Source organism: Xanthomonas sp. D-99 (assembly GCF_017746145.1).
Classification (GTDB): Bacteria; Pseudomonadota; Gammaproteobacteria; order Xanthomonadales; family Xanthomonadaceae; genus Xanthomonas; species Xanthomonas cissicola.
The window spans coordinates 55,224-75,457 of sequence record NZ_JAGHWU010000024.1; the positions used below are offsets into that span (position 1 = coordinate 55,224).

Here is a 20,234-nt window from a genome sequence, read left to right on the forward strand (position 1 = left end):
TCACTCGTCATGGATCTGCCGATGCTTCTGCGTTTTTGCCGCCGCGCTACCGCCCTGCTCGGGCTCGCGCTCGTGCCGCTCACCCCTGCCCACGCCACCGATGCGACGCCGGACACCCTGGAAAAAGTGGTGATCCTCAAACGCCACGGCGTGCGTGCGGCGATGTCCAGCCCCGAACGGCTGGGTCGCTATTCGTTGCACGCATGGCCGCATTTCGGCGTGCCGGCCGGTCACCTCACCGCCAACGGCGCGCAGCTGGAACGCCTGTTCGGCGACTACTACCGCGCGCGCTACACCGCGCTCGGTCTGTTGAACGGCGATGGCTGCAACCAGGCCTATTACTGGGCCAACCGCACCCAGCGCACCATTGCCTCGGCGCAGGCGCTGGCCAGCACACTGACGCCCGGCTGCGCCGACCCCGTGCATCACGTGCCGACCGGCAGTTCCGATGTGTTGTTCGATGGCACCGCTGCGCTGCGTCAGCCCCAGGCGCGTGCGCGCATGCAGGCGGCCATTGCCGGCCGCATCGGTGGCGATGCGCGGGCCTGGAACGCGACCCAGAGCGATGCGCTCGACACGCTCGAACACCTGCTGCTGCAATGTGCGCAACGGCCGTGCCCCGCGCAGGCCGCGCCCGGCAAGCTACGCCTGACCACGGTGCCGGCCGGGCTGGACGATGCCGGGCCGTCGATTCCCGGTCTCGACGGCCCCGCCGCGGCTGCCTCGGGCATCACCGAAAGCCTGCTGATGGGCTGGGCCGATGGACAGGACTTCGCAGCACTCGGTTGGCAAGGCCTGGATGAAGCCACGCTGCTGCGTGTGTTCGCCCCGCACCAGGCCGAATTCGCGCTGCGTTTGCGCGCACCGACCGTCGCCCGCCTGGCCAGCACGCCGCTGGCCACACGCCTGCTGGCCACGCTGCAGCAAGGCAGCGATGCACACGCCGCGGCCGACGCCATCGGCGGCGATGCGCGCCTGGTGGTGGTGTCCGGCCATGACGGCACCCTAACCTTGCTGGCCGGCATGTTCGATCTGCACTGGCAGTTGCCCGGCTATCAATCCGACCAGACCGTCCCCGGTGGCGCGCTGGTGTTCGAACGCTGGCGGCGCGCCGACGGCCAGCGCGTCATTCGCCTGCGCTACACCGCGCAGAGCCTGACGCAGCTGCGCAAACGCGTGCCATTGACGCTGCAGGCACCGCCGCCGAGCGCAGCCATCTTCATTCCCGGCTGCAGCACCGCCACGCCGGCATACGACTGCCCGCTGCCGCAGTTCGCCCGCATCGTCCAGGCCGCACTCGACCCGCTCGCCTTGGACCACTGACCCCTCCACGCGACGCGCCGGGCCCGACGCGCCGCGTCCATCCGCTGTTCCCCAACCGCACGAGGTCATCATGCTTCAGCATCTGCGTTCTCTGCTCAGCGTCGGAATCGGTGTGACCCTGGCCTGCGCCGGTGTCGCCCACGCACAATCCAGCGTCGGCGTGCTCGACGTGCTCACCTATAACGTCGCCGGCCTGCCGGAGGGCATCTCCAGCAGCAACCCCGCCACCAATACGCCGCTGCTGGCACCGAAACTGGCGCCGTATGGGCTGGTTCACGTGCAGGAAGACTTCAACTACCACGCTGCGCTCTACGCCGGCGACAACCACCCGTACCGCACACCCACCAGCGGCGGTGCCGCCATCGGCGACGGTCTCAACACGCTGAGCAACTATCCCTTCAACGACTTCACCCGGGTCAAGTGGGACAAGTGCAACGGCACGGACTGCCTCACGCCGAAGGGCTTCAGCTACATGCAGGTGCGGCTGGACAACGGGGTGCTGCTGGACGTCTACAACGCCCACCCCAATGCCGGTACCGAAACCGCCGACCTGGCCGCCCGCCGCGCCAACATCAGCCAGTTGTCGCAATTCATCGGCACCTGGTCGGCCGGCAACGCGGTGCTGGTGATGATGGACTCCAACACCCGCTACACCCGCAGCGAAGACAACATCCGCGAGCTCATCGCCAGCAACAACCTGATCGATGCGTGGGTGGAACTGATCAAGGGCACCGCCCCGGCAGCCGGCGCCGCACCGCTGCTGTGCGGCACGCCGCCGACCAACACCTGCGAGGTGGTGGACAAGATCCTGTACCGCGCCGCGCCGCAGCTGACCCTGGCCGCCAACCGTTACCAGCTCGACCCAGGCAACTTCTACGACAGCGCCGGCAAGCCGCTGTCGGATCACTATCCGCTGTACACGCAATTCGGTTGGGCGGTGGGCACCGATGTGCGCACCAGCGACAGCTTTGGCGGACCGCATGGCGTGCCGTTCAACGACGTGGCCGGCGGCGCCCACCAGCGCCAACTGCGCAGCGTCACCCTGCGCGGCGCCGAACGCCTGGATGCGGTGGCCGCCAGCCTGGACAACGGCGCCACCCTGGCCCACGGCGGCAGCGGCGGAACCGCCACCAGCTTGGCCCTGCGCAGCGGCGAGACGCTCACCTCGGCCACCGTCACGCTTGGCCAGTACAACGGCCGCACCCGGTTGTTCTCGCTCAGCCTGACCACCAACCAGGGCCGCAGCATCGCCGCCGGTACTCCGACCAGCGAGCGCTATACCCTCACCGCCCCCACCGGCTGGCATATCGCCGGCTTCACCGGCCGCGCCGGCGATGCCATCGACAAGCTGGGTGTGATCTATCGAAAGGATTGAGCGCGGCGGATTTATCCATTGCAACGGAGCGGCGTCGGTTCGGCGCCGCTCTGTTTTGTGTGCGGCAATCACGACGAGGCGATGGCCGGCATTATCGCAGCTCGCGATGACGCACGTCTGCAACGCCGCGCAATTGCGTGTCACCCAAGGACACAGGCTCCACGCGTGCAGGCGCTTTCAATGGCGTGCGCTTCCGGCGTTGCATCCAAGATCGCAGTACCGCAGGCGCTGGTGCTTTTTAGGGACAGCTGCGCGCTGACGGTTGGCGGCATTGGCGCGGCACGCAGACGGGTTTCAGCGGGTTGCGACCAATGTCGATCGTGGTTCTGCCTGCAGCGGCCTGCAGGCCATCAAGCTAGGCAAGGCGCTGGAGCGCGATCGGCCACAGCAATTGCGGCGATGGACGATCCGGGACGGTATGTCTGACGTATCGGGAAAATTCCAACGATGAACTCGATTGTCCATCCGCTGCCGGCTGAAGTAGCGATGATGTTATGAGTACCAAGGGGTGCGACTGCAAGCGTGAATTTTCTTCAGCATCCCCTCGATCACGCACGAGCGAGCGACCATCCGTGCGATGCCGCGCGCAGGGACTTCCCTGCGCGCAGCAAAACACGTCATCGCCCTCGGCCCTTGGCCGCCTCGCAGAGCCTGCGATTGAACCAGGTGGACTTGGCGATGGGCAGGTACGCATCCCAGTCGCTGGGCGGCAACATCGTGCTGTCCTTGTCCATCTCCGCCTGGAACGAGGCCTCGTCGCGGCTGCGACCGGCCATGGTCTGATCCAGTGCCGCCAGGCACTCTTGCGGGCGGTTCAGGCGCAGCAGGGTGAGCGCGCGGTCGTTGGCGAAACGGTCGCGATCGAGCCAGTTGAGGAACTCGCCGCACTCGCCCGCGAACAACTGCATGCCGGCAAGTGCTTCGGTATAGCGCTTGCCGCGATAATCCCGCAGGTACGCCTCACGTCGTCGGCTGCTGGCTGCGGAGGTGCAGCCGGCCGGCAGCTGCAGATAGTCGCCTTCGAAGCTGGCGCGCATGCCGCAGTAATCGCGGCAGCTGTCTGGCGTCAGTGCGGCGATGCTGAAGCCACCTGCCACCGGCTTGAACGAGAGCTTGCACGGCGTGTCGCTGGCATCGCTCACTTCCGCCTTGTCGCCTTGCAGCGTGCCCTCCAAGGAACAGGTGTGGCCGTTGGCGCCCACCGCGAGCATCTCGAAGTGGCGCGCCCCACCCTTGTCGCTGACCTGCAGGCTGCCCCAACCTTGCTTGGTGCCGTATTCGCCAGGCGTCGGACCGGCCGCCACCGCGCCAAATGCCGCCAGCCACATCAGTATTCCGCTCCATCCATATCGCCGTGCCATTGCTTCGTCCTGTGTTCGACCAAGCGGCAAGTGTGCGGCATCGCGGCGACGCCAGGCGAGCGTCGCGCTGACGCTGGCTCGGCGGTGCGTCCCACCGCCTGTGTCCCCAGCCGATTATCTCGCGTGGCAATCCGCGCACGCCCGTATGTTGCTATCGCCGCCTACGGGCGCACGCTCAGTGCATGGCTGCGGCGCTGCGCTCATGCTGCGATGTGCGTTCGCGTGCATCGGCTGTAGACCATCAACCCAGCAATGCGAGCACCGATATCTGCTGCGCCGATCCATCCAGATGGTGATGTCGATAACACGCTGGCTGCAGCTGCTCGACAAACATCGCCACACCCCATCAGCGCAGGCCCGACACCCGCCGCGCCGCAATGACGTGGCGGGTGCCTGGATGCGAATCAGGCCTCCAGCAGCGGCGACGGCGCGGCGCTCCCGTCGTCCTGTGCAATCAGGAAGGCCGCCCCGGCGCTGGTCGAGGCAACGTAGGCCAGCACGTCCATCGTCGTCTGATAGGCCCAGATCGCGAAGCTGGTGATCAGCTCTGCCGCCACCGTCGCACCGGCGCTCGCCGCACCGCCCAGCACCTTGGTCAGGATGGTGACCAGCGCCATCGACAGGGCCCACCACCCGGCCATGCTCAGCACCAGCCGCAGCAACGGCATGAACACGCCGGCCTCGTACACGGCCACCAACACCGTCAGCAGCGCGCCGGCCGACGCGGTCCGGTTGTTGCCGACCGTGGCGACCAACCCGTTGATCGCGCGCATGACGCTGGGATAGCCCTCGAGCAACCGGTAGACGCCAGGGCCGAGCCTGTCGGCATTGCCGATCAACGGCCCCAGACCGATCGCCAGGAAGCACCCGCCGGTCAGATCCCAGATCACCTTGACCAGCGCCAGATTCAGATCCTCGGTGGACAGGTCACCACCCACAAACGCCTTGAGATGGTTGTCCAGTCCGGCCTGGGTGGGGTTGAACAGGAAACTGAAGCAGGTGGAAAAATCCGGGCTGTAGTTCCCGCTGCCCACGATCGCGTTATTGGCGTCCACCGCCACGAACGGCGCACCGCCGGCGATACCCAGGTTCAAGGCGCCATTGGACTGCAGCGACGGCACCAGATTGGCCGCGTTCTGCGCACTGCCGCCGGCATGCAAGGTACCGTCGGCGGCCAATTGCACGTAGCTGCCGTCGCTGCAGCGCAGCTGCACGATCGGCGAGCCGGCCGCACCTGGAATCGACAAGGTGAAGGTCTCCGCTGCAGCGCTGGACGCGGCGCTGGCGAGGATCTGCTGGTTCGCGCCCACCTGCCAGAAACCGCCAGCCGCGGCGCTGAGCTTGATCTCGTCGCCGGTGGCGAACAGCCCCGCCATCGACACGAAGTTCTGGTCGATCGCAAACGCCGGTTCCGGGCGGGTCAGCGCGAACGGCTGCCCTTCGCGCACCACGGTGCTGGAGATCGCCGCCGACCCCCAGCTGTAAACGGCGACGAAGGATTTGGCGACATTCGGCCAGCTATCGCCGAAGGTGGCGTTGTTGGCCGTGATGTTCAATGCCTGACCGCTGACCAGCCCGGCGACCTTGGCAGTCACATCGCTGCGCCCGTAACTGGCCGCGATGATGTTCAGCGCAGCCGGATCCACCGGCGGCGTGTATGCAGGCGTGGACGCGGTGTAGTCGATGGTGAGCGTGCCGCCCTCCTGGATGATGGAAGATTGCGGCGCGTAGTCGGCGTATTGGAATACCACGCACAGCGTCTTTGCGTTACCGGGCCAGCCATCGCCGAACACCGCATTGGATGCCGGCAGGCTCACGTGGCGCTGCCTGACATTGGCCTGCAGGATACCGGTCACATCCTGCAGGCCCCAGAAGGCACTGAGCACCTGCAGGTGCGGACGATACCTCAAGGCATAGGGGCTGCCTTCCACCACGATGTCGATGAACAGAACCTGCCCCGTGTAGCTGGCCACCACCACCAGGGTCTTGACGTTGTTCGGCCAGGTATCGGTAAAGGTCGCGTTGTTGGCAGTGATATCGAGCGTCTGGTCGCTCTGCTGCACCAGACCCTGCACCTTGGCGGTCACATCCACCGGACCGTAGCTCGCGCCCCAGATCGTGAGCACGGGCCCGGTGGCGGCGATATCGCCTGCCTGCGCGTCCGCCTGCGCGAACTCGGTCGCCCCGACGCTCAGCGTGGCCCCCTCCTTCGCCGCCACGGTGCGCGTTGCACCATCGTCGTAGCGGTAGACCACTGTCAGCACCTTGGCATGATTTGGCCAGGTGTCGGTAAAGGTCGCATTGTTGGCCACCACCGATAGCGTCTGCGGGGCGGCATTGCGGTTGACCAATGCCGCCACCTGCGCGGTGACGTCCTTCAATCCATACGTTGCGGCCACGATGTTGAGAACACCGCTGCTCGAAATGTTCATGCCTTTTCCCGTGAGGTGATGGTCGGTACCAACCGTACCGGGCCTGCGCAAGCGAACCCGACAGAACGTCTCAGTCGTCCGGCCTGCGACGCACTGCATCACTCAAGCCAGGACTCGAAAGAGTTCTGTCACGTTGCTCGATCCACTTCCTGATCCCGTTCAACCGGGACGACCGGTGTCGGGTTGGCTTCGCACGTGAACCTGCGCCCGTTCGTTCGGGTGACATCACCGGAAAGCACCCCGATCGTGCCCGGACGGAGTACTGAACGTTCGTGATCAGTTCTGCCCGGCCGAGCCATTCTGACGCCGTCCGTGATCGTGCCGATCGCCCTTTGGACCTCCGCGCACCTCCGGTTTGGTCCGGCTGTCATGATTGCCCTGGTGATCGCGGCCAGTCAGGGCTTTGCGTGCTGCCCCTTTTTCGCTTCCCTGTGCGGCAAGCGCGGATTTCTGGACAACCACGCGCTGCTGCGCCACTACCGTTGCGCCATCACATTTGCGATGACGCTGGTCGGATGGATTCACCGGCTTGGTTACCAATCCCAAGGCGGGCTTCTTGCAGACGCTGCATACTAGTTCAACCATAAATCACCTCGTCTTTCGTGAGAGATCCCGGAGGCAGCTGAAAATGGCGGAGTCGCACCGGCGGATGCACATCGGTCAGACGGGTGGCGGGTTGCAGTTGCCCTCCGCAACATCGCGCTCGTGGAGAAAGTGAACCCGACCCCGTTACCTCGTTACCTCGTTACCAAACCTGATCCCGTTGCCAATTTTTATTGTAATTTCAATTTACTAATTCATTGAATGGTAAGTAAAAGCACCATTATTTATTTCAAAAATCCACGCCTTTTGCTCTGCGTCAGTTACAGGGTGGGCGAAAGGTCCTACACTCATATAAGTATTGACACCCAGCCCCTGCCGCCAATCATCCACGCCTCCACCGAAATATAAAATTGGCAGATTTACCTGAAATCCAGCGGAAGCCATCATCGCATTGAACTGAACGACATCGTATTGCGCACCCGATGCAAACATAGAGAAGTGAGCGCCGCGCAGCCTCTTATTATCTACTATCTGCAACGCGCCCAGACATGAATCGACTTTCGAGAAAGCAATCACCCGCGAAGCGGCGTACTCCCATTCACGGATGATGGGAATTCGACGGGGGTCGGTTTCCTTGACGCTTCGAAGGCCACCTCTTGCACAGCGGTCGCTTGGATTATCTCCTGGATCAGCCGAATTGCGTATCGCACGCGCCACCTCATACTCGTGTTCAGAAGCTGCCATTCATCACCTCAGCAAGATTGTAAAACTACTTGAATAAATCAAATTAACTTGTGGCAACTTTCAAGCACGATCCATGCGTCGCATAAGTTCCGTAGTGCCGTATGCAAATTTATCTGAGCCTGAGGCACGATATCTAGCTTAGATCCGGAGCCTCCCAGTTCACCACTGTATCTGTGTGGTAGTGGGAGTACAGAGCTTGCACGGTATCAAGCGTCGTCTTGCAATCGAAACAGCACGGCTTCGAGACTCCCATATGTACGCCCTTTGCCGAGTAGCTACTGGCTTTAATCTCCTCCAAAACCTGCATCTCGGCATGCATACCACCCTGGCCACGCTCGACGATGGCGTATGTAAAATCGAACCCCAGCTCCTGTGCCAGCGCTTCCATATGCCAGTCGTCGAGTCGACGGCTGTTGGCCGCCACTAGCCATTCGTCGTTAATGACCGCCAGTGCAACACAATCCATTTGGATCAGTCCTTGGGAAGCCTTTGTCTGCGAAGTTCTTCCAGAGTAGCTAATTGCTAGTAGAAAACTGGCAGCCTTGTCCAGGTCGTTTATCTCCGAGCGCCGGAGCGCATGGTAGCCCTTATCCTTGCGGTTAACTCGCTTACGCAATGCCTTTGGCATCATTAAACTCCTCTAGACCGTTACCTTCCCGCAACAGTGAAATTGGCGATTTTTTTGAAAACCAAAAATTAAACCAATGCATGATCTTAAACAGGATTGAAACCGCTACTTCTCAAGGTGTTGTAGTCAGTCATACATCCCTCCACTCATGGCCAGGCCTTCCCGTCGCCACTAATTTTCTATTAACCCAGTAAAACCAACAGAAAATTTTCGAAATCAGAGGAACGAATAAACCAATGCGGACTCTTCAGCACGAATATCAAGGCGTTCAGTCCGTTCCCGATCCACTACCCCACGCAGAAATTTGCGACTGATCTCAGGCAACATCGAATTGGTCAAGATCGCATCGATCATCCGCCCGCCCGACTCGCTCTCGGTGCAGCGGCTCACCACCAGCTCCACTACAGACTCGTCGTATTCGAAGGGAATCCTGTAGCGTTCTTCGATGCGCTTTTTGATGCGGTTCAACTGCAGTCGCACGATCTGGCCGAGCATGGTGTTGCTCAGCGGGTAATACGGAATCGCCACCAACCGCCCGAGCAATGCAGGCGGAAACACCTTCAACAACGGCTCGCGCAAGGCCGTGGCCATGCCTTCCGGATCGGGCATCAGTTCCGGGTCCTTGCACAGGCTGGCGATCAGGTCCGTGCCGGCATTGCTGGTGAGGACGATGAGGGTGTTGCGGAAGTCGATGCGGCGGCCTTCGCCGTCTTCCATCCACCCCTTGTCGAAGACCTGGAAGAACAGTTCGTGGACGTCGGGGTGGGCTTTTTCGACTTCGTCGAGCAGGACGACCGAGTATGGCTTGCGCCGCACGGCCTCGGTCAGCACGCCGCCTTCGCCATAGCCGACATAGCCCGGCGGCGCACCCTTGAGCGAGGAGACCGTATGCGCCTCCTGGTATTCGCTCATGTTGATGGTGATCAGGTTCTGCTCACCGCCGTACAGGGTTTCGGCCAAAGCGAGTGCGGTTTCGGTCTTGCCCACGCCGGAGGTGCCGGCCAGCAGGAACACGCCGATCGGTTTATCCGGGTTATCCAAGCCGGCGCGGCTGGTCTGGATGCGCTTGGCAATCATCTCCATGGCGTGGTCCTGGCCGATCACGCGCTTGGCCAGCAGTTCGGGCAGGCGCAGCACGGTGTCGATCTCGTTGCGCGCCATGCGCCCGACCGGGATGCCGGTCCAGTCGGCGACGACGGCGGCCACGGCTTGGTAGTCGACAGTGGGCAGGATCAACGGTGATTCGCCTTGCAGTGCGGCCAGTTCGGCCTGCACCAGTTGTAGGCGCGCAAGGAGCGTGTCGCGATCCACCTGCACCGGTGCGTCGAGCACCGCTGTGTCGCCGGATGCGATCTGCTCGGCATTGGCCTCCGCTTCCAATGCGCTGCCGGTGCCTTCCACCGGCGCGCTGGCGTTGCGCAGTTGCGCGCGCAGCGACAGCAGTTCGTCGACCAATGCTTTTTCTGCAACCCAACGCTGTTCCAATGCCTGCAGCCGGCTACGTTCGGCATCCAGCAAACCTGCACATGCAGCAGCACGCTCATCCACCACGATGCCGATTGCGCGCTCGCGTTCGATGATCGCCTGCTCGGTGTCCAGCGATTCGATGCGTCGGCGGCTGTCGTCCACTTCCGCCGGCGTGGCATGCAGGCTCACCGCCACGCGCGCGCAGGCGGTGTCGAGCAGGCTCACCGACTTGTCCGGCAGTTGCCGCGCGGGGATATAGCGGTGACTGAGCTTGACCGACGCTTCCAGCGCTTCGTCGAGGATCTGCACGCGGTGATGCTGTTCCATCATCGAAGCGACGCCGCGCATCATGCGCACCGCCTTGGCTTCGTCTGGCTCATCGACCTGCACCGCCTGGAAGCGCCGCGTCAGTGCGGGATCCTTTTCGATGTACTTCTTGTACTCGGCAAACGTGGTCGCGCCCACCGTGCGCAAGGTGCCGCGCGCCAGTGCCGGCTTGAGCAGATTGGCCGCATCGCCGGTGCCGGCCGCGCCACCGGCGCCGACCAGGGTGTGGGTTTCGTCGACGAACAGAATGATCGGCTTGGGGCTGGCCTGCACCTCGTCGATGACCGCGCGCAGGCGCTGCTCGAACTCGCCCTTCATGCTGGCGCCGGCCTGCAGCAAGCCGACATCCAGCGCGCGCAGTTGCACATCCTTCAACGCCGGCGGCACATCGCCGCGTGCGATGCGCTGCGCGAAACCTTCCACCACCGCGGTCTTGCCGACGCCGGCTTCGCCGACCAGGATCGGGTTGTTCTGGCGGCGGCGCATCAGGATATCGACCACCTGGCGGATCTCGTCGTCGCGGCCGATGATCGGGTCGAGCTTGCCCTCGCGCGCCTGTGCGGTGAGGTCGGTGGTGAATTTCTTCAGCGCTTCCTGCTTGCCGAGTGCGGCAGGCGCGATGGCACCGCTGGTCTCCCCGGGTGCAGCGGCCTGACCAAGCGAGAATCCATCGCTGGGCAGCAAGCCATCTTCCGGCGAGCCGGCCACGATCTCGGCGAAGCGCTCGTTGAGCACTGCGGGCTTGAGCTTGTCGAACTCCTTGGAGATCGCCAGCAACGCATGACGCAAGCCGCGCACGCTCAACATACCGACCACCAGAGAGCCGGTACGTACTTGCGCTTCACCAAAACTGAGCGAGGCGTACACCCAACCGCGCTCCACCGCTTCTTCGACGTTGGCCGATAGATCGGTCACGGCAGTGGAGCCGCGCGGCAAGCCATCCAGCGCGGCGGTGACATCGCGCGCCAGCGTGGACGGGTTGAGCTGAAAGTGCTTGATGATGCGGTGCAGGTCCGAGTCCTGCAGCTGCAGCAACTGATGCAGCCAATGCACCAGCTCCACATCCGGGTTGCCGCGCAGCTTGCAGAACACGGTGGCGCTTTCGATGCCGCGGTAGGCCAGCGGATTGAGCTTGCCGAACAAGGCACTGCGGGAGATCTCGGCCATGGTGCGTCCTTGAATCGAATAGATAGGTGGTGAGCGAATCAGTACGCGCTGCGCGTCACCCGGAGGGGTGCAGCACCACATCGTCGGCATCGGCGATGCTCCAGGCGCGGCGGCCCAGCCAGGTGTCCAGGCCCAGCCGGCTATTGCGTGCCAGGTGCGGCGTGGGAACCTCGTCGGCCTTGAGCAGCAGTTGCAGTTCCCAGCCGAATTCGTCGCCCAGATAGCTGCGCACCGTGGCGGTGAGTTGCTTCAGCGCCTGGCCACCCGGCAGGAACCGTTGAAACGCCTGGCGTGGCAGCGGCCCCAGGCAGATGCGTACGCGTTGCTGCGCGCCACGCACGTGTGCGCCCACCACGCTGTCCACACCCAGGCGCGCGTTGCGCGGACCTAACCCAAGTTGCAAGTGCGCATCGGCCGGCAGGCGCATCCATTCGGCAATGAATTCCTGCACCTGCACCGGCCAATCGAACAACTGCTGCAGCAGCGCACGCAGGCCTTCCGGCGTGCGTGTGGCTGCGCCAAGGCGGCCGGTGTGGTAACGACGTGCGTCGTCCGGCAATGCATCGCGTTGGCGCAGGTGCGGGCTGGCGATCCCCACCAATGCGTCCAGCCATGCACGGAACTGGTCGCTCGCCGGCCGCTCGGCCTGCACGCTGGGCTGGGCCTGTGCCCAGCCCCGGTAGAACAGGCTCAGCATGCGGTGGTGGAACACATCGGCAAACGCGGCGAAGGTGCCGTCCTTGGCTTGCTGCGCACGCTCGATGGCGTATTCGGTCAGGTGCAACGGCAACGGCGCGTTTGGCCCGAAAAGACCGAAGAACACGCCATACAGCGCGGCGGGCTGATCGTGCGTTGCCGGTGTGTAGCGGTCCAGCGCACGTGGCGCGAATGCCAGTGACGGCGCGTGCCGCAACCGCAGCACATCGTCGCTGGCGCGTGCCGATTCGCCCAGGCGCGGCTGCTGCGGATGGCAGCGTTCGATCGCGCGCAAGGCCGCGAATGGGCTGAAATCCTGTGGCCGGGTCTGCAGCGCCTGTGCCAGCGCGGCAGCCGCGGCGCTCACAGGCGCGGGCGCGTGCCGGGCTGGGCTGGCCATCGGGCCACCTCGTTGCGTTCGGTGGTACGCAGCACGGTTTCGGTAAAGGAATTCACCGACACGTAGCGCGCGAAGAAGTGACGCAGCACCGAGGCCAGCAGGAACTCGCCGGTGCCTTCGAAAGCGGCCTCCTCACAGGTGAGCGTGATCTCCAGGCCGCGGCCGAAGGTGATCGGGCCCGGCACCGGAATGCGCCGCACGATCGGTGTGCCGCGCACCTGCTTGACGCCTTCGATCTGGCGCTGCGCGGACGCATCGAACGGGTCGCAGTACAGGGTGAGGATCTCGCGCAGCGCAGCGGCGCCGTCGGGGCCATCTTCGAACAGCGACAGATAATTGAGCTGCAATTGACTGAGCAGGCGCCACGCGGTCTGCCCATCCGACAGTGCCGGGCGCGGCTTGGTTGGTCCGGCCACGCAACGCACGCTCTGTACCGGCACGCCATTGTCCATGGTGAAATCGGTGGCGCCCTTGCCTACCGGCATATGCAGCGGCAGATCGCGGTTGCTGCACCACAGTTGCAGCCCAAGCTGACGCAGGCGCGTGCTGCGTGCCTGATCGTCGGCATCGACCAGGCTGACGAACACTTCGCTGCCCACATAGCTCGACCGCGCGCCATCACGGCGCTGCCGTGCCGACAGCATGCGCGGCTCGCGGCGCATGCTGTAGAATGCGCCATGCCGCGCATGCCAGGTGCGAGCGTCGCCCCCGTAGAACGGGGTGAAGCGTTGCTCCGGCTCCTGACGATCGCCGAAGCCTTCCACCTCGCCCAGGTGATGGATCTCGAAATCCATCGGCCGGGTACGGTCGGCCAGCACGTGGTATTCGTGCAGGCCGGCTTGCAGATGGATGCGATCGGCACGCCGCGGGAACAGGTTGATCGCCGGCGTGCAGAACAATTTGAAATGCTCGGCGCCCACTGCCGCAGCCAGGCTGGGCAGGCTGCGTTGCAGCAACACCACCACCTCGAAGCTGCTGCCCTGCAACCGCCGCAATGGCGCGCGCAGTCCGGTGAGTTCTGCGAACAGAAAGCGCTCCGGACAGGCGAAATATTCCTGCAGCAAGCGGTAACCACTGAACGAGCGGCCGTCGTAGGGAATCAATGCATCGTCGTCGGCAAAGCCGCGCATCTGCACGGCATCGGCGCTCAACGTCATCTCCAGCGTGCCACCGCCGGCACCGCTGCCACGCACCACCACCGCAGTGGTATCGGCATGCAGCTGTTCGTACAACCGCTTGGGCAAGCCATCGGCGCCGGCCAGAAACAGCGGCAGCCGATCCAGCGCCAGCGCGTGCGTCTGCGCACCACCCACCAGCTCGAAGCGCAGACGCACGCCGGCACGCACCACGCGCCCGGGCGGCAAGGCGATGCCGGCAGCGGCCAATGCGGCTGGCGATTCCAGATACTTGGCCTCGGCCAGCTGCAATGGCCACAAGGTCACCGCATGCGCGGTGCGGAAGTCGCAGGCGGTACGTTCGCCGGCGCCGATCAGGCTGCGCAACGCGCTTTGTCGCGGCACGGCCACGCCTGCTGCCAGCCCGCTGTCTTTCAGGTCCGGCTGCAACTGCACCACCGCCATCGAAGGCAGCGGTGCCAGATAATGCGGGTAGACCATCTCCAGCAGGTGCTGGGTGAACACCGGGTACTGCGCGTCCAGCTTGAGTTGCACGCGCGCAGCCAGGAATGCGAAGCCTTCCAGCAGCCGCTCGACGTACGGGTCGGCGCATTCGAATGCATCCAGGCCGAGCCGGCCGGCGATCTTGGGATACTCGCGCGCAAACTCCGCGCCCATGTCGCGCACGTGCTGCAACTCGCGGGTGTAGTACGGCAGCAGGCGCGGGTCCATGAGGTCAGCCGTGCCCTTCGACGATATCGAGCCGGCCGGTTTCCAGGTCCAGCGCGGTCTTCAGGTACAGGTTCAACGGCAACGGCTGCGCCCACATCTCCGATTCGATGGTGAACAACAGCGAGCGCCGGTCCATGCGCGCAGCATCGGCATGCACGCTGACGCGCAGCGTCTCGGGAATCAGGCGCGGTTCGAACGCCAGAATCGCCTCGCGAATGCGTTGTTGCAGCGCGGCCGCATCGATACCGGTCACTGCAACACCGGCCAGATCCGGGATGCCGTAATTCAGCACCGAACTGCGTACCTGCGGGTGCGCTTCCAGCGGGCGGCTGGTTTCCAGATTCACGGCATTGAGCAACCACGACAGATCGCGAATCACGCACTCGCGCAGGCGCGTGGCCGAAATCACGCGCTGCTCGCGGCTCTCTTCGCGTTGGCTGGGCGCGACATCGGTGAGCCGGTCCAGCAGCGAGGGCTGCAGGCGTTCGGTGGTGGTGAGTTCGGCCATGGCGTGTCAGCCCGCGTCGAATTGCACATCGCGCACATCGAGCAGCGCGATCTCGCGCAACTCGGTGCTCCACATGCGCTGGCCCAGGCCGATCTCGCCCTGCGCGCCATGCGTCCATTCGGTGCGGCGCGCCAATTGCAGCTCGCCGGCATCCAGATGCTCGCTGCCGGGATACCGCACCGGCAGGTAGCCGAAGGCCTGGCCACCGTTGCGCCATAGCACGCTCACCGGCGCCCACACGGTGTCGCGCAGATCCCGCGGCGCTTGCATGCGCAACTGCTGGATGTGGCTGAGCGGTGCCCAGGCGTAGCCGCTGTCGAGCATGAGTTCGATGCAGGGCCCGAAACGGGTGTCTGCATCTGCGAGCCACTGGAAGCGTTCGCCATCGAGCACGCCGGCACTGGCCGGTGCCAACGCGAACGCCTGCGCCCGCAACGCCGCGGCCTGTTCGCCATGCCCTTGCGCCGATAGTTGCAGCGCGTGTAGATGCATCGCCAACCATTCGGCCGGCTCACCGATCACATGCGGCAATCGCGCGCCGGCAAACACCTCAGCGCGCGTCTGTTCGCCCTGCAGCACTGCAAGGTACGTCTGCGCCAAGGGCTGCGTGGCGGCATCCAGCTCAGCGCAGGCGCGCAGCTGATCTGCGGCGCGCGACCACTGGCCGAGTACGGCCAGCAACTGAAACAGGAACACGCGCTGCGCTGCGTCGGCCGGTTGCCGGCGCACCTGCTGGATCAGTTGCTGCAACGCCTGCGCCGGCTCGCCTTGGGCAAGCAGGGTCTGTGCGGTGGCATCCATCGCGCGGTTCCTTATCGAAGAAGGTGGCGGTGCCGTGCGCGGCACCGCCAGTCATTGCATTGCCGCCATCGGAGGCAGCCAACGTCACAGCGTCAACTTCCGATGGGCGGCGCAGAGCGAGCGATGTACACGCATGTCGTGCCGCACCGCGTCGCCAAACGCACCTGCGTGGCGAAGGCGTTGTGGTGGCCTGCGCCCGCGTCAGGCCTTGGCCACACCCTGAATGTCGTAGGTGAATTCCTTCGCCCCGCCCTGCGCGGTGCCCTTGTCGTCCTGCGGCTGGAAGCCGTACTTGAACTTGCCGAAGTGCAGCGTCACGTTTTCGGTCAGGCGGTCTTCGCCACCGGAGCCGCCGGTCGACAGCGAGGTAATCAGCACGCCTTCGCTCAATTCCAGGGTGAGAAAGTCGCTTTGCTCGCCGGTGGCGTTGGTGACGTACAGCCAGGCGTTTTCCACCCGTGCACCGGTGCACACTGCATCCAGCAGCGCGTTGGAGCAGCCGTCCACGTACTTGGTGATGGAGATGTCCTGGATATGCGCCTTGCCGCCGCTGGCCGAGCCGCCACCGGTGTGCAGGTCGCCGGAATTGCTCGCGCCCCACGACCAGGCCAGGATCGGAATCTCGCCCTTGTGCTTCTTGTGGTTGGACGCGCCTTCGATCTTGACCTTGCCGCTGCCGAACTTGATATGCATGTCGAACGCCATGGAACTGCTCCTTCAATGAGAGTGACAACACGAGATGGCGCGACGCGCAGTGGCGTCGTGCGTGACGCGAATGCGTCGGATCAGGCCTTGGCGGCCGAGGGAAGGCGCGAGACCAGCCGCAACGACACGGTCAGGCCCTCCAGCTGGTAATGCGGCTTGAGGAAGAACTTGGAGCTGTAGTAGCCCGGCGCGCCTTCCACTTCTTCCACCACCACTTCGGCGGCAGCCAACGGCTTGCGCGCCTTGGTTTCTTCGCTGGAGTTGGACGGGTCGCCGTCGATGTACTGCGTCACCCAGCGCGTCAGCCAGCGCTGCATCTGTTCGCGATCGGAGAACGAACCGATCTTGTCGCGCACGATGCACTTGAGGTAATGCGCAAAGCGGCAGCACGCAAACATGTAGGGCAGGCGCGCGCCCAATGCTGCGTTGGCGGTGGCATCCGGGTCGTCGTATTCGTCGGGCTTGTTGAGCGACTGCGCGCTGATGAAGGCGGCCATGTCCGAGTTCTTGCGATGCACCAGCGGCATCAGGCCCATCTTGTCCAGCTCGGCGGAGCGGCGGTCGGTGATCGCCACTTCGGTCGGGCACTTCATGTCCACGCCACCGTCGTCGGTGGGAAAGGTATGCGTGGGCAACCCCTCCACTGCGCCGCCAGACTCGATACCGCGAATGCGCGAGCACCAGCCGTACTGCTTGAACGAGCGGTTGATGTTCACCGCCATCGCATAGGCGGCGTTCTGCCAGGTGTACTTGTTGGAATCCGCGCCGGCGGTGTCTTCTTCGAAATCGAATTCTTCCACCGGGCTGGTGGCCGCACCGTAAGGTAGACGCGAGAGCGTGCGCGGCATGGCCAGACCGATGTACTTGGAGTCTTCGGATTCGCGCAGCGAGCGCCATGCAGCGTAATCGGGCGTGGAAAAAATCTTGGCCAGATCGCGCGGATTGGAGAGCTCGCTCCAGTTGTCCATGCCCATCAATTTGGGCGCGGCGGCGGCAATGAACGGTGCGTGCGCGGCGGCGGCTACCTGCGCAATGCCGTTGAGCAGTTCCACATCCGGCGGGCTCTGGTCGAAGTAGTAATCGCCGACCAGGCAGCCATACGGCTCGCCACCGAGCTGGCCGTATTCCTGCTCGTAGACCTTCTTGAAGATCGGACTCTGATCCCAGGCGGTGCCCTTGTAGCGCTTGAGCACCTTGCCCAGTTCCTTCTTGCTGATGTTCAGCACGCGGATCTTGAGCTGCTGGTCGGTCTCGGTGTTGTTGACCAGATAATGCAGGCCGCGCCAAGCACCTTCGAGCTGCTGCAGATCGGCGTGATGCAGGATCTGGTTGAGCTGCTCGGTGAGTGCGCGGTCGATCTCGGCGATGTAGGCCTTGATGGTCTGCGACACGTCTTCGCTGACCACATCGCTGCGGTTGAGCACCTGCTCGGCGAGCGTGCGCACCGCCGATTCCACTTCTTCCTTGGCGCGCTCGCTCTTGGGGCGGAACTCGCGGTTGAGCAGCGCGGCAAAGTCGCCCTGCTCGGTTGTTTCGGTGCCACTGGTGGCCAATGCGGCTTCGGTCGCGGACATGGCGTTACGCTCCTTCCGGTTCGGAGGCAGGCTTGGCGGCCGACACCAGCGACTGCAGCAACGCCGGGTCGCGGATGGCGTTGGCAATCAGCTGCTCTGCACCGGCCTTGCCATCCATGTAGGTGTCCAGGTTGGCCAGCTGCGTGCGCGCTTCCAGCAACTTGGCCAGCGGCGCAACCTTGCGCGCGATGGCAGCCGGCGAAAAGTCGTCCATGCTTTCGAAGGTGATATCCACCGCCAGCTCGCCTTCGCCGGTGAGCGTGTTGGGCACCTTGAATTGCGCACGCGGACGCATCGACTGCAGCCGGCTGTCGAAGTTGTCGACATCGATCTCCAATGCCTTGCGCTCGTCCAGCGAAGGCAGTTCGCCGGCATTGGCGCCGGACAGATCCGACATCACGCCCATCACGAATGGAATCTGTACCTTCTTCTGCGCACCGTAGACCTCCACGTCGTATTCGATCTGCACTCGTGGCGCCCGATTGCGGGCAATGAACTTCTGACTGCTGGCCATGCCTGATCTCCGATTGAGCTTGCCCGTTGCGCCGGCGTGCAGGGCACGTGCGCCGCCATGTGGCTTGGATGTCGCCGGCCCGGCGGTATGCCTGCGGCCTGCGTGCGACGCCGCTGCCGTGGGCTAGCCCACGACCGCCACGCACCACCCGGACCGAAGCGGCAGGCCGTGCGATGACGCTTTCTCAGCGTTGCGGCGAGGATAGAAATGCGCCTGTGCGCTCACCCGACAAATCGTCTCAATCGCCGCGATCGGGCGCAGACGGGCACGGATGCGTGATCCAGCGCCGACTTTGTGAAAGAGGCGTGATGGGTTGGCACTGCTTTTCTCGGTTGACCAGGGGACAGGCCCCGGGGAGTGGGCCGCAGGCAGCATCCGCATGAGCAGCAGCAGTTATTACAGCGCCATCGTTGCGCACGTACCGCCGGCCGGCGAGGCACAAGCGCCGCTGATGATCGATCTGCTGGCCTATATCGAGCAGCACATCGGCGAGGCGGAATTGGGCACCGAGTCGTTGCAGCAAGCGTTCGCGTTATCGCGTGCATCGCTGTACCGCTTGTTTCAGTCGCGTGGCGGTGTGGCCAGCTATATCCGCGAGCAGCGGCTAAGCACAGCGCACCGCTACCTGCAGGCCTACCCGGAGTGCAGCCTGACCTGGTTGCTCTACGAAATGGGCTTTGCCTCCGAGCGGCAGTTTCAGCGCGCGTTTCAGCAGCGCTTCGGCATGCCGCCCATGCAGTGGCGTCGCCAGTGCCGCGCTGCGCCGCATCTTCCTGCGCCACGGCGTGGCCACTACATGCCGATGTGGCGCTTCATGCGCGAACTGAGCCAGCACGTACAACCCGAGCACGCATCGATCCGCGGCGGCGCGGCCACACCCACGCACGGCTCTCCGCTGGTGCATACCGAAGCACTGCGCCGGCTCGCCCGATCGGCACCGCGCTTTGCGGCACAACCGGAGCCGATGGAGAGCGAAGCACTTTGAGTTGCGTAGGAGCGCACCTGGGCGCGACCTGCATGGCCTGGACGCCACCTTGCGCCCAGGTACGCGCCTAGGCGAGACAAGGCCATGGCATCGGCATCAGCGAATGACCAGTACCGGAATCGCACTGTGGGTGAGCACTTCCACCGTCTGGCTGCCGAGCAGCATGCGCTGCATGCCGCGGCGGCCGTGCGAGGTCATGATGATCAGATCGCTGTTGCAATCCTTGGCGGTCTGCACGATGCCCTCGGCCGCGAAACGATCCAGCACATGCCGCGGCGTGGCCTTGATGTTGGCAGCGGCGGCCAGCTCCAACGCCGGGCGCAGGATCTTTTCGGCGGCCGCTTCGCGCTCGGTGCGGTATTCCGGGCTGGCCTCGTAGCCCACGCTCCAGCCCATTGCGTCGTACATGCCCATCGCCCACGGCTCGGACACGGTGACGATATCCACTTTCGCACCGGTCGCCTTGGCCAGCTCCAGGCCTTGAAACAGGCCGCGATGCGAGAGCTCGGATGCATCGATGGCGATCAGGATTCGTTTGTACATGATGACCTCCCGGATGGACCGGCAGCCTCGCCGGCGACTTGAGATTGACAGTACTCCGCAACGCAGACCTTGAGATGGATCAATCTTGCACGTGACGGACTGTAGCGCCCAAAGCGACTCACCTGGTTGACGAGCGACCATCCCCGGCGCCAGGAACGCGTTCAAAACTGCCTGTTCGCGTATGAGCTGCATTGCACCGGCCGCGTCCGCCTGGCAGCTGCGCGATCGTTTTGATAGCGGCTCTTCTTCGTTGCGTTCAGTCGGTGGGCGCCTCTGTCAACAACAACTTCAAAC

At 64.2% G+C, this 20,234-nt stretch carries 17 protein-coding genes; 4 read left to right on the forward strand and 13 right to left on the reverse strand.

Annotated features, from left to right (window positions below):
- Positions 1-21 precede the first annotated feature (21 nt).
- Complete coding sequence (locus J7360_RS11695; RefSeq protein WP_057661042.1) at positions 22-1,323, forward strand: histidine-type phosphatase; 1,302 nt, start codon at positions 22-24, stop codon at positions 1,321-1,323.
- A 70-nt stretch (positions 1,324-1,393) separates the two neighbouring features.
- A complete protein-coding gene (locus J7360_RS11700) occupies positions 1,394-2,698 on the forward strand; it encodes a jacalin-like lectin (RefSeq protein ID WP_007967121.1) in 1,305 nt (434 codons plus the stop codon).
- Between the two features lie 617 nt (positions 2,699-3,315).
- Here the strand turns inward: J7360_RS11700 and J7360_RS11705 are convergent.
- Both J7360_RS11705 and J7360_RS11710 read right to left on the reverse strand, forming a co-directional pair.
- The gene (locus J7360_RS11705) at positions 3,316-4,059 is read right to left on the reverse strand and encodes a hypothetical protein (RefSeq protein ID WP_209033895.1); all 744 of its coding nucleotides are present in this window, start codon (positions 4,057-4,059) and stop codon (positions 3,316-3,318) included.
- A gap of 404 nt (positions 4,060-4,463) precedes the next feature.
- Positions 4,464-6,491: a hypothetical protein gene (locus J7360_RS11710; protein ID WP_209033897.1), complete on the reverse strand. Its 2,028-nt coding sequence runs from the start codon at positions 6,489-6,491 to the stop codon at positions 4,464-4,466.
- Positions 6,492-6,803: 312 nt separating this feature from the next.
- Between J7360_RS11710 and J7360_RS11715 the strand changes: the two genes are divergently transcribed.
- Positions 6,804-7,067: a hypothetical protein gene (locus J7360_RS11715; protein WP_042805832.1), complete on the forward strand. Its 264-nt coding sequence runs from the start codon at positions 6,804-6,806 to the stop codon at positions 7,065-7,067.
- Between the two features lie 216 nt (positions 7,068-7,283).
- Here J7360_RS11715 and J7360_RS11720 read toward each other — a convergent pair whose 3' ends face one another.
- From J7360_RS11720 to tssB, 10 genes are all read right to left on the reverse strand, one after another.
- A complete protein-coding gene (locus tag J7360_RS11720) occupies positions 7,284-7,778 on the reverse strand; it encodes a hypothetical protein (RefSeq protein WP_139792758.1) in 495 nt (164 codons plus the stop codon).
- A 133-nt stretch (positions 7,779-7,911) separates the two neighbouring features.
- On the reverse strand, positions 7,912-8,409 hold the full coding sequence (locus tag J7360_RS11725; protein ID WP_017159434.1) for a hypothetical protein: 498 nt from the start codon (positions 8,407-8,409) through the stop codon (positions 7,912-7,914).
- A gap of 213 nt (positions 8,410-8,622) precedes the next feature.
- Positions 8,623-11,367 (reverse strand): type VI secretion system ATPase TssH, encoded by a 2,745-nt coding sequence (gene tssH, locus J7360_RS11730; RefSeq protein WP_057658987.1) that lies wholly within the window; start codon positions 11,365-11,367, stop codon positions 8,623-8,625.
- A gap of 55 nt (positions 11,368-11,422) precedes the next feature.
- Positions 11,423-12,463, reverse strand: a complete 1,041-nt coding sequence (gene tssG / locus J7360_RS11735; protein WP_209033899.1) for a type VI secretion system baseplate subunit TssG — start codon at positions 12,461-12,463, stop codon at positions 11,423-11,425.
- Positions 12,427-14,310, reverse strand: coding sequence for a type VI secretion system baseplate subunit TssF (gene tssF / locus J7360_RS11740; protein WP_209033901.1), 1,884 nt, complete (start codon positions 14,308-14,310; stop codon positions 12,427-12,429). The genes tssG and tssF overlap by 37 nt, the downstream gene beginning before the upstream one ends.
- Before the next feature lie 4 nt (positions 14,311-14,314).
- On the reverse strand, positions 14,315-14,818 hold the full coding sequence (gene tssE, locus J7360_RS11745; protein ID WP_017157737.1) for a type VI secretion system baseplate subunit TssE: 504 nt from the start codon (positions 14,816-14,818) through the stop codon (positions 14,315-14,317).
- Between the two features lie 6 nt (positions 14,819-14,824).
- Positions 14,825-15,619: a type VI secretion system accessory protein TagJ gene (locus J7360_RS11750; RefSeq protein WP_057677687.1), complete on the reverse strand. Its 795-nt coding sequence runs from the start codon at positions 15,617-15,619 to the stop codon at positions 14,825-14,827.
- A gap of 201 nt (positions 15,620-15,820) precedes the next feature.
- Positions 15,821-16,324: a type VI secretion system tube protein Hcp gene (locus tag J7360_RS11755; RefSeq protein ID WP_005993934.1), complete on the reverse strand. Its 504-nt coding sequence runs from the start codon at positions 16,322-16,324 to the stop codon at positions 15,821-15,823.
- A gap of 80 nt (positions 16,325-16,404) precedes the next feature.
- Positions 16,405-17,898 (reverse strand): type VI secretion system contractile sheath large subunit, encoded by a 1,494-nt coding sequence (gene tssC / locus J7360_RS11760; RefSeq protein ID WP_057658996.1) that lies wholly within the window; start codon positions 17,896-17,898, stop codon positions 16,405-16,407.
- Between the two features lie 4 nt (positions 17,899-17,902).
- Entirely contained in the window at positions 17,903-18,412 is a 510-nt protein-coding gene (gene tssB, locus J7360_RS11765) for a type VI secretion system contractile sheath small subunit (protein ID WP_008572540.1), read from the reverse strand.
- Between the two features lie 313 nt (positions 18,413-18,725).
- Between tssB and tagK the strand changes: the two genes are divergently transcribed.
- Positions 18,726-19,397 (forward strand): transcriptional regulator TagK, encoded by a 672-nt coding sequence (tagK, locus tag J7360_RS11770; protein WP_057658998.1) that lies wholly within the window; start codon positions 18,726-18,728, stop codon positions 19,395-19,397.
- A gap of 96 nt (positions 19,398-19,493) precedes the next feature.
- On the opposite strand, the gene J7360_RS11775 is transcribed toward tagK, so the two are convergent.
- Positions 19,494-19,940 carry a universal stress protein gene (locus J7360_RS11775; RefSeq protein ID WP_007972857.1) on the reverse strand — a complete coding sequence of 149 codons (447 nt, stop codon included), beginning with the start codon at positions 19,938-19,940 and terminating at the stop codon, positions 19,494-19,496.
- Positions 19,941-20,234 lie beyond the last annotated feature (294 nt).

What these genes read in the sequence shown, in the direction of transcription:
- J7360_RS11695 (WP_057661042.1), top strand. Translation starts at nt 22, where the DNA reads ATGCTTCTGCGTTTTTGCCGCCGCGCTACCGCCCTGCTCGGGCTCGCG.
- J7360_RS11700 (WP_007967121.1), top strand. Translation starts at nt 1,394, where the DNA reads ATGCTTCAGCATCTGCGTTCTCTGCTCAGCGTCGGAATCGGTGTGACC.
- J7360_RS11705 (WP_209033895.1), bottom strand. Translation starts at nt 4,059, where the DNA reads ATGGCACGGCGATATGGATGGAGCGGAATACTGATGTGGCTGGCGGCA.
- J7360_RS11710 (WP_209033897.1), bottom strand. Translation starts at nt 6,491, where the DNA reads ATGAACATTTCGAGCAGCGGTGTTCTCAACATCGTGGCCGCAACGTAT.
- J7360_RS11720 (WP_139792758.1), bottom strand. Translation starts at nt 7,778, where the DNA reads ATGGCAGCTTCTGAACACGAGTATGAGGTGGCGCGTGCGATACGCAAT.
- J7360_RS11725 (WP_017159434.1), bottom strand. Translation starts at nt 8,409, where the DNA reads ATGATGCCAAAGGCATTGCGTAAGCGAGTTAACCGCAAGGATAAGGGC.
- tssH (WP_057658987.1), bottom strand. Translation starts at nt 11,367, where the DNA reads ATGGCCGAGATCTCCCGCAGTGCCTTGTTCGGCAAGCTCAATCCGCTG.
- tssG (WP_209033899.1), bottom strand. Translation starts at nt 12,463, where the DNA reads ATGGCCAGCCCAGCCCGGCACGCGCCCGCGCCTGTGAGCGCCGCGGCT.
- tssF (WP_209033901.1), bottom strand. Translation starts at nt 14,310, where the DNA reads ATGGACCCGCGCCTGCTGCCGTACTACACCCGCGAGTTGCAGCACGTG.
- tssE (WP_017157737.1), bottom strand. Translation starts at nt 14,818, where the DNA reads ATGGCCGAACTCACCACCACCGAACGCCTGCAGCCCTCGCTGCTGGAC.
- J7360_RS11750 (WP_057677687.1), bottom strand. Translation starts at nt 15,619, where the DNA reads ATGGATGCCACCGCACAGACCCTGCTTGCCCAAGGCGAGCCGGCGCAG.
- J7360_RS11755 (WP_005993934.1), bottom strand. Translation starts at nt 16,324, where the DNA reads ATGGCGTTCGACATGCATATCAAGTTCGGCAGCGGCAAGGTCAAGATC.
- tssC (WP_057658996.1), bottom strand. Translation starts at nt 17,898, where the DNA reads ATGTCCGCGACCGAAGCCGCATTGGCCACCAGTGGCACCGAAACAACC.
- tssB (WP_008572540.1), bottom strand. Translation starts at nt 18,412, where the DNA reads ATGGCCAGCAGTCAGAAGTTCATTGCCCGCAATCGGGCGCCACGAGTG.
- J7360_RS11775 (WP_007972857.1), bottom strand. Translation starts at nt 19,940, where the DNA reads ATGTACAAACGAATCCTGATCGCCATCGATGCATCCGAGCTCTCGCAT.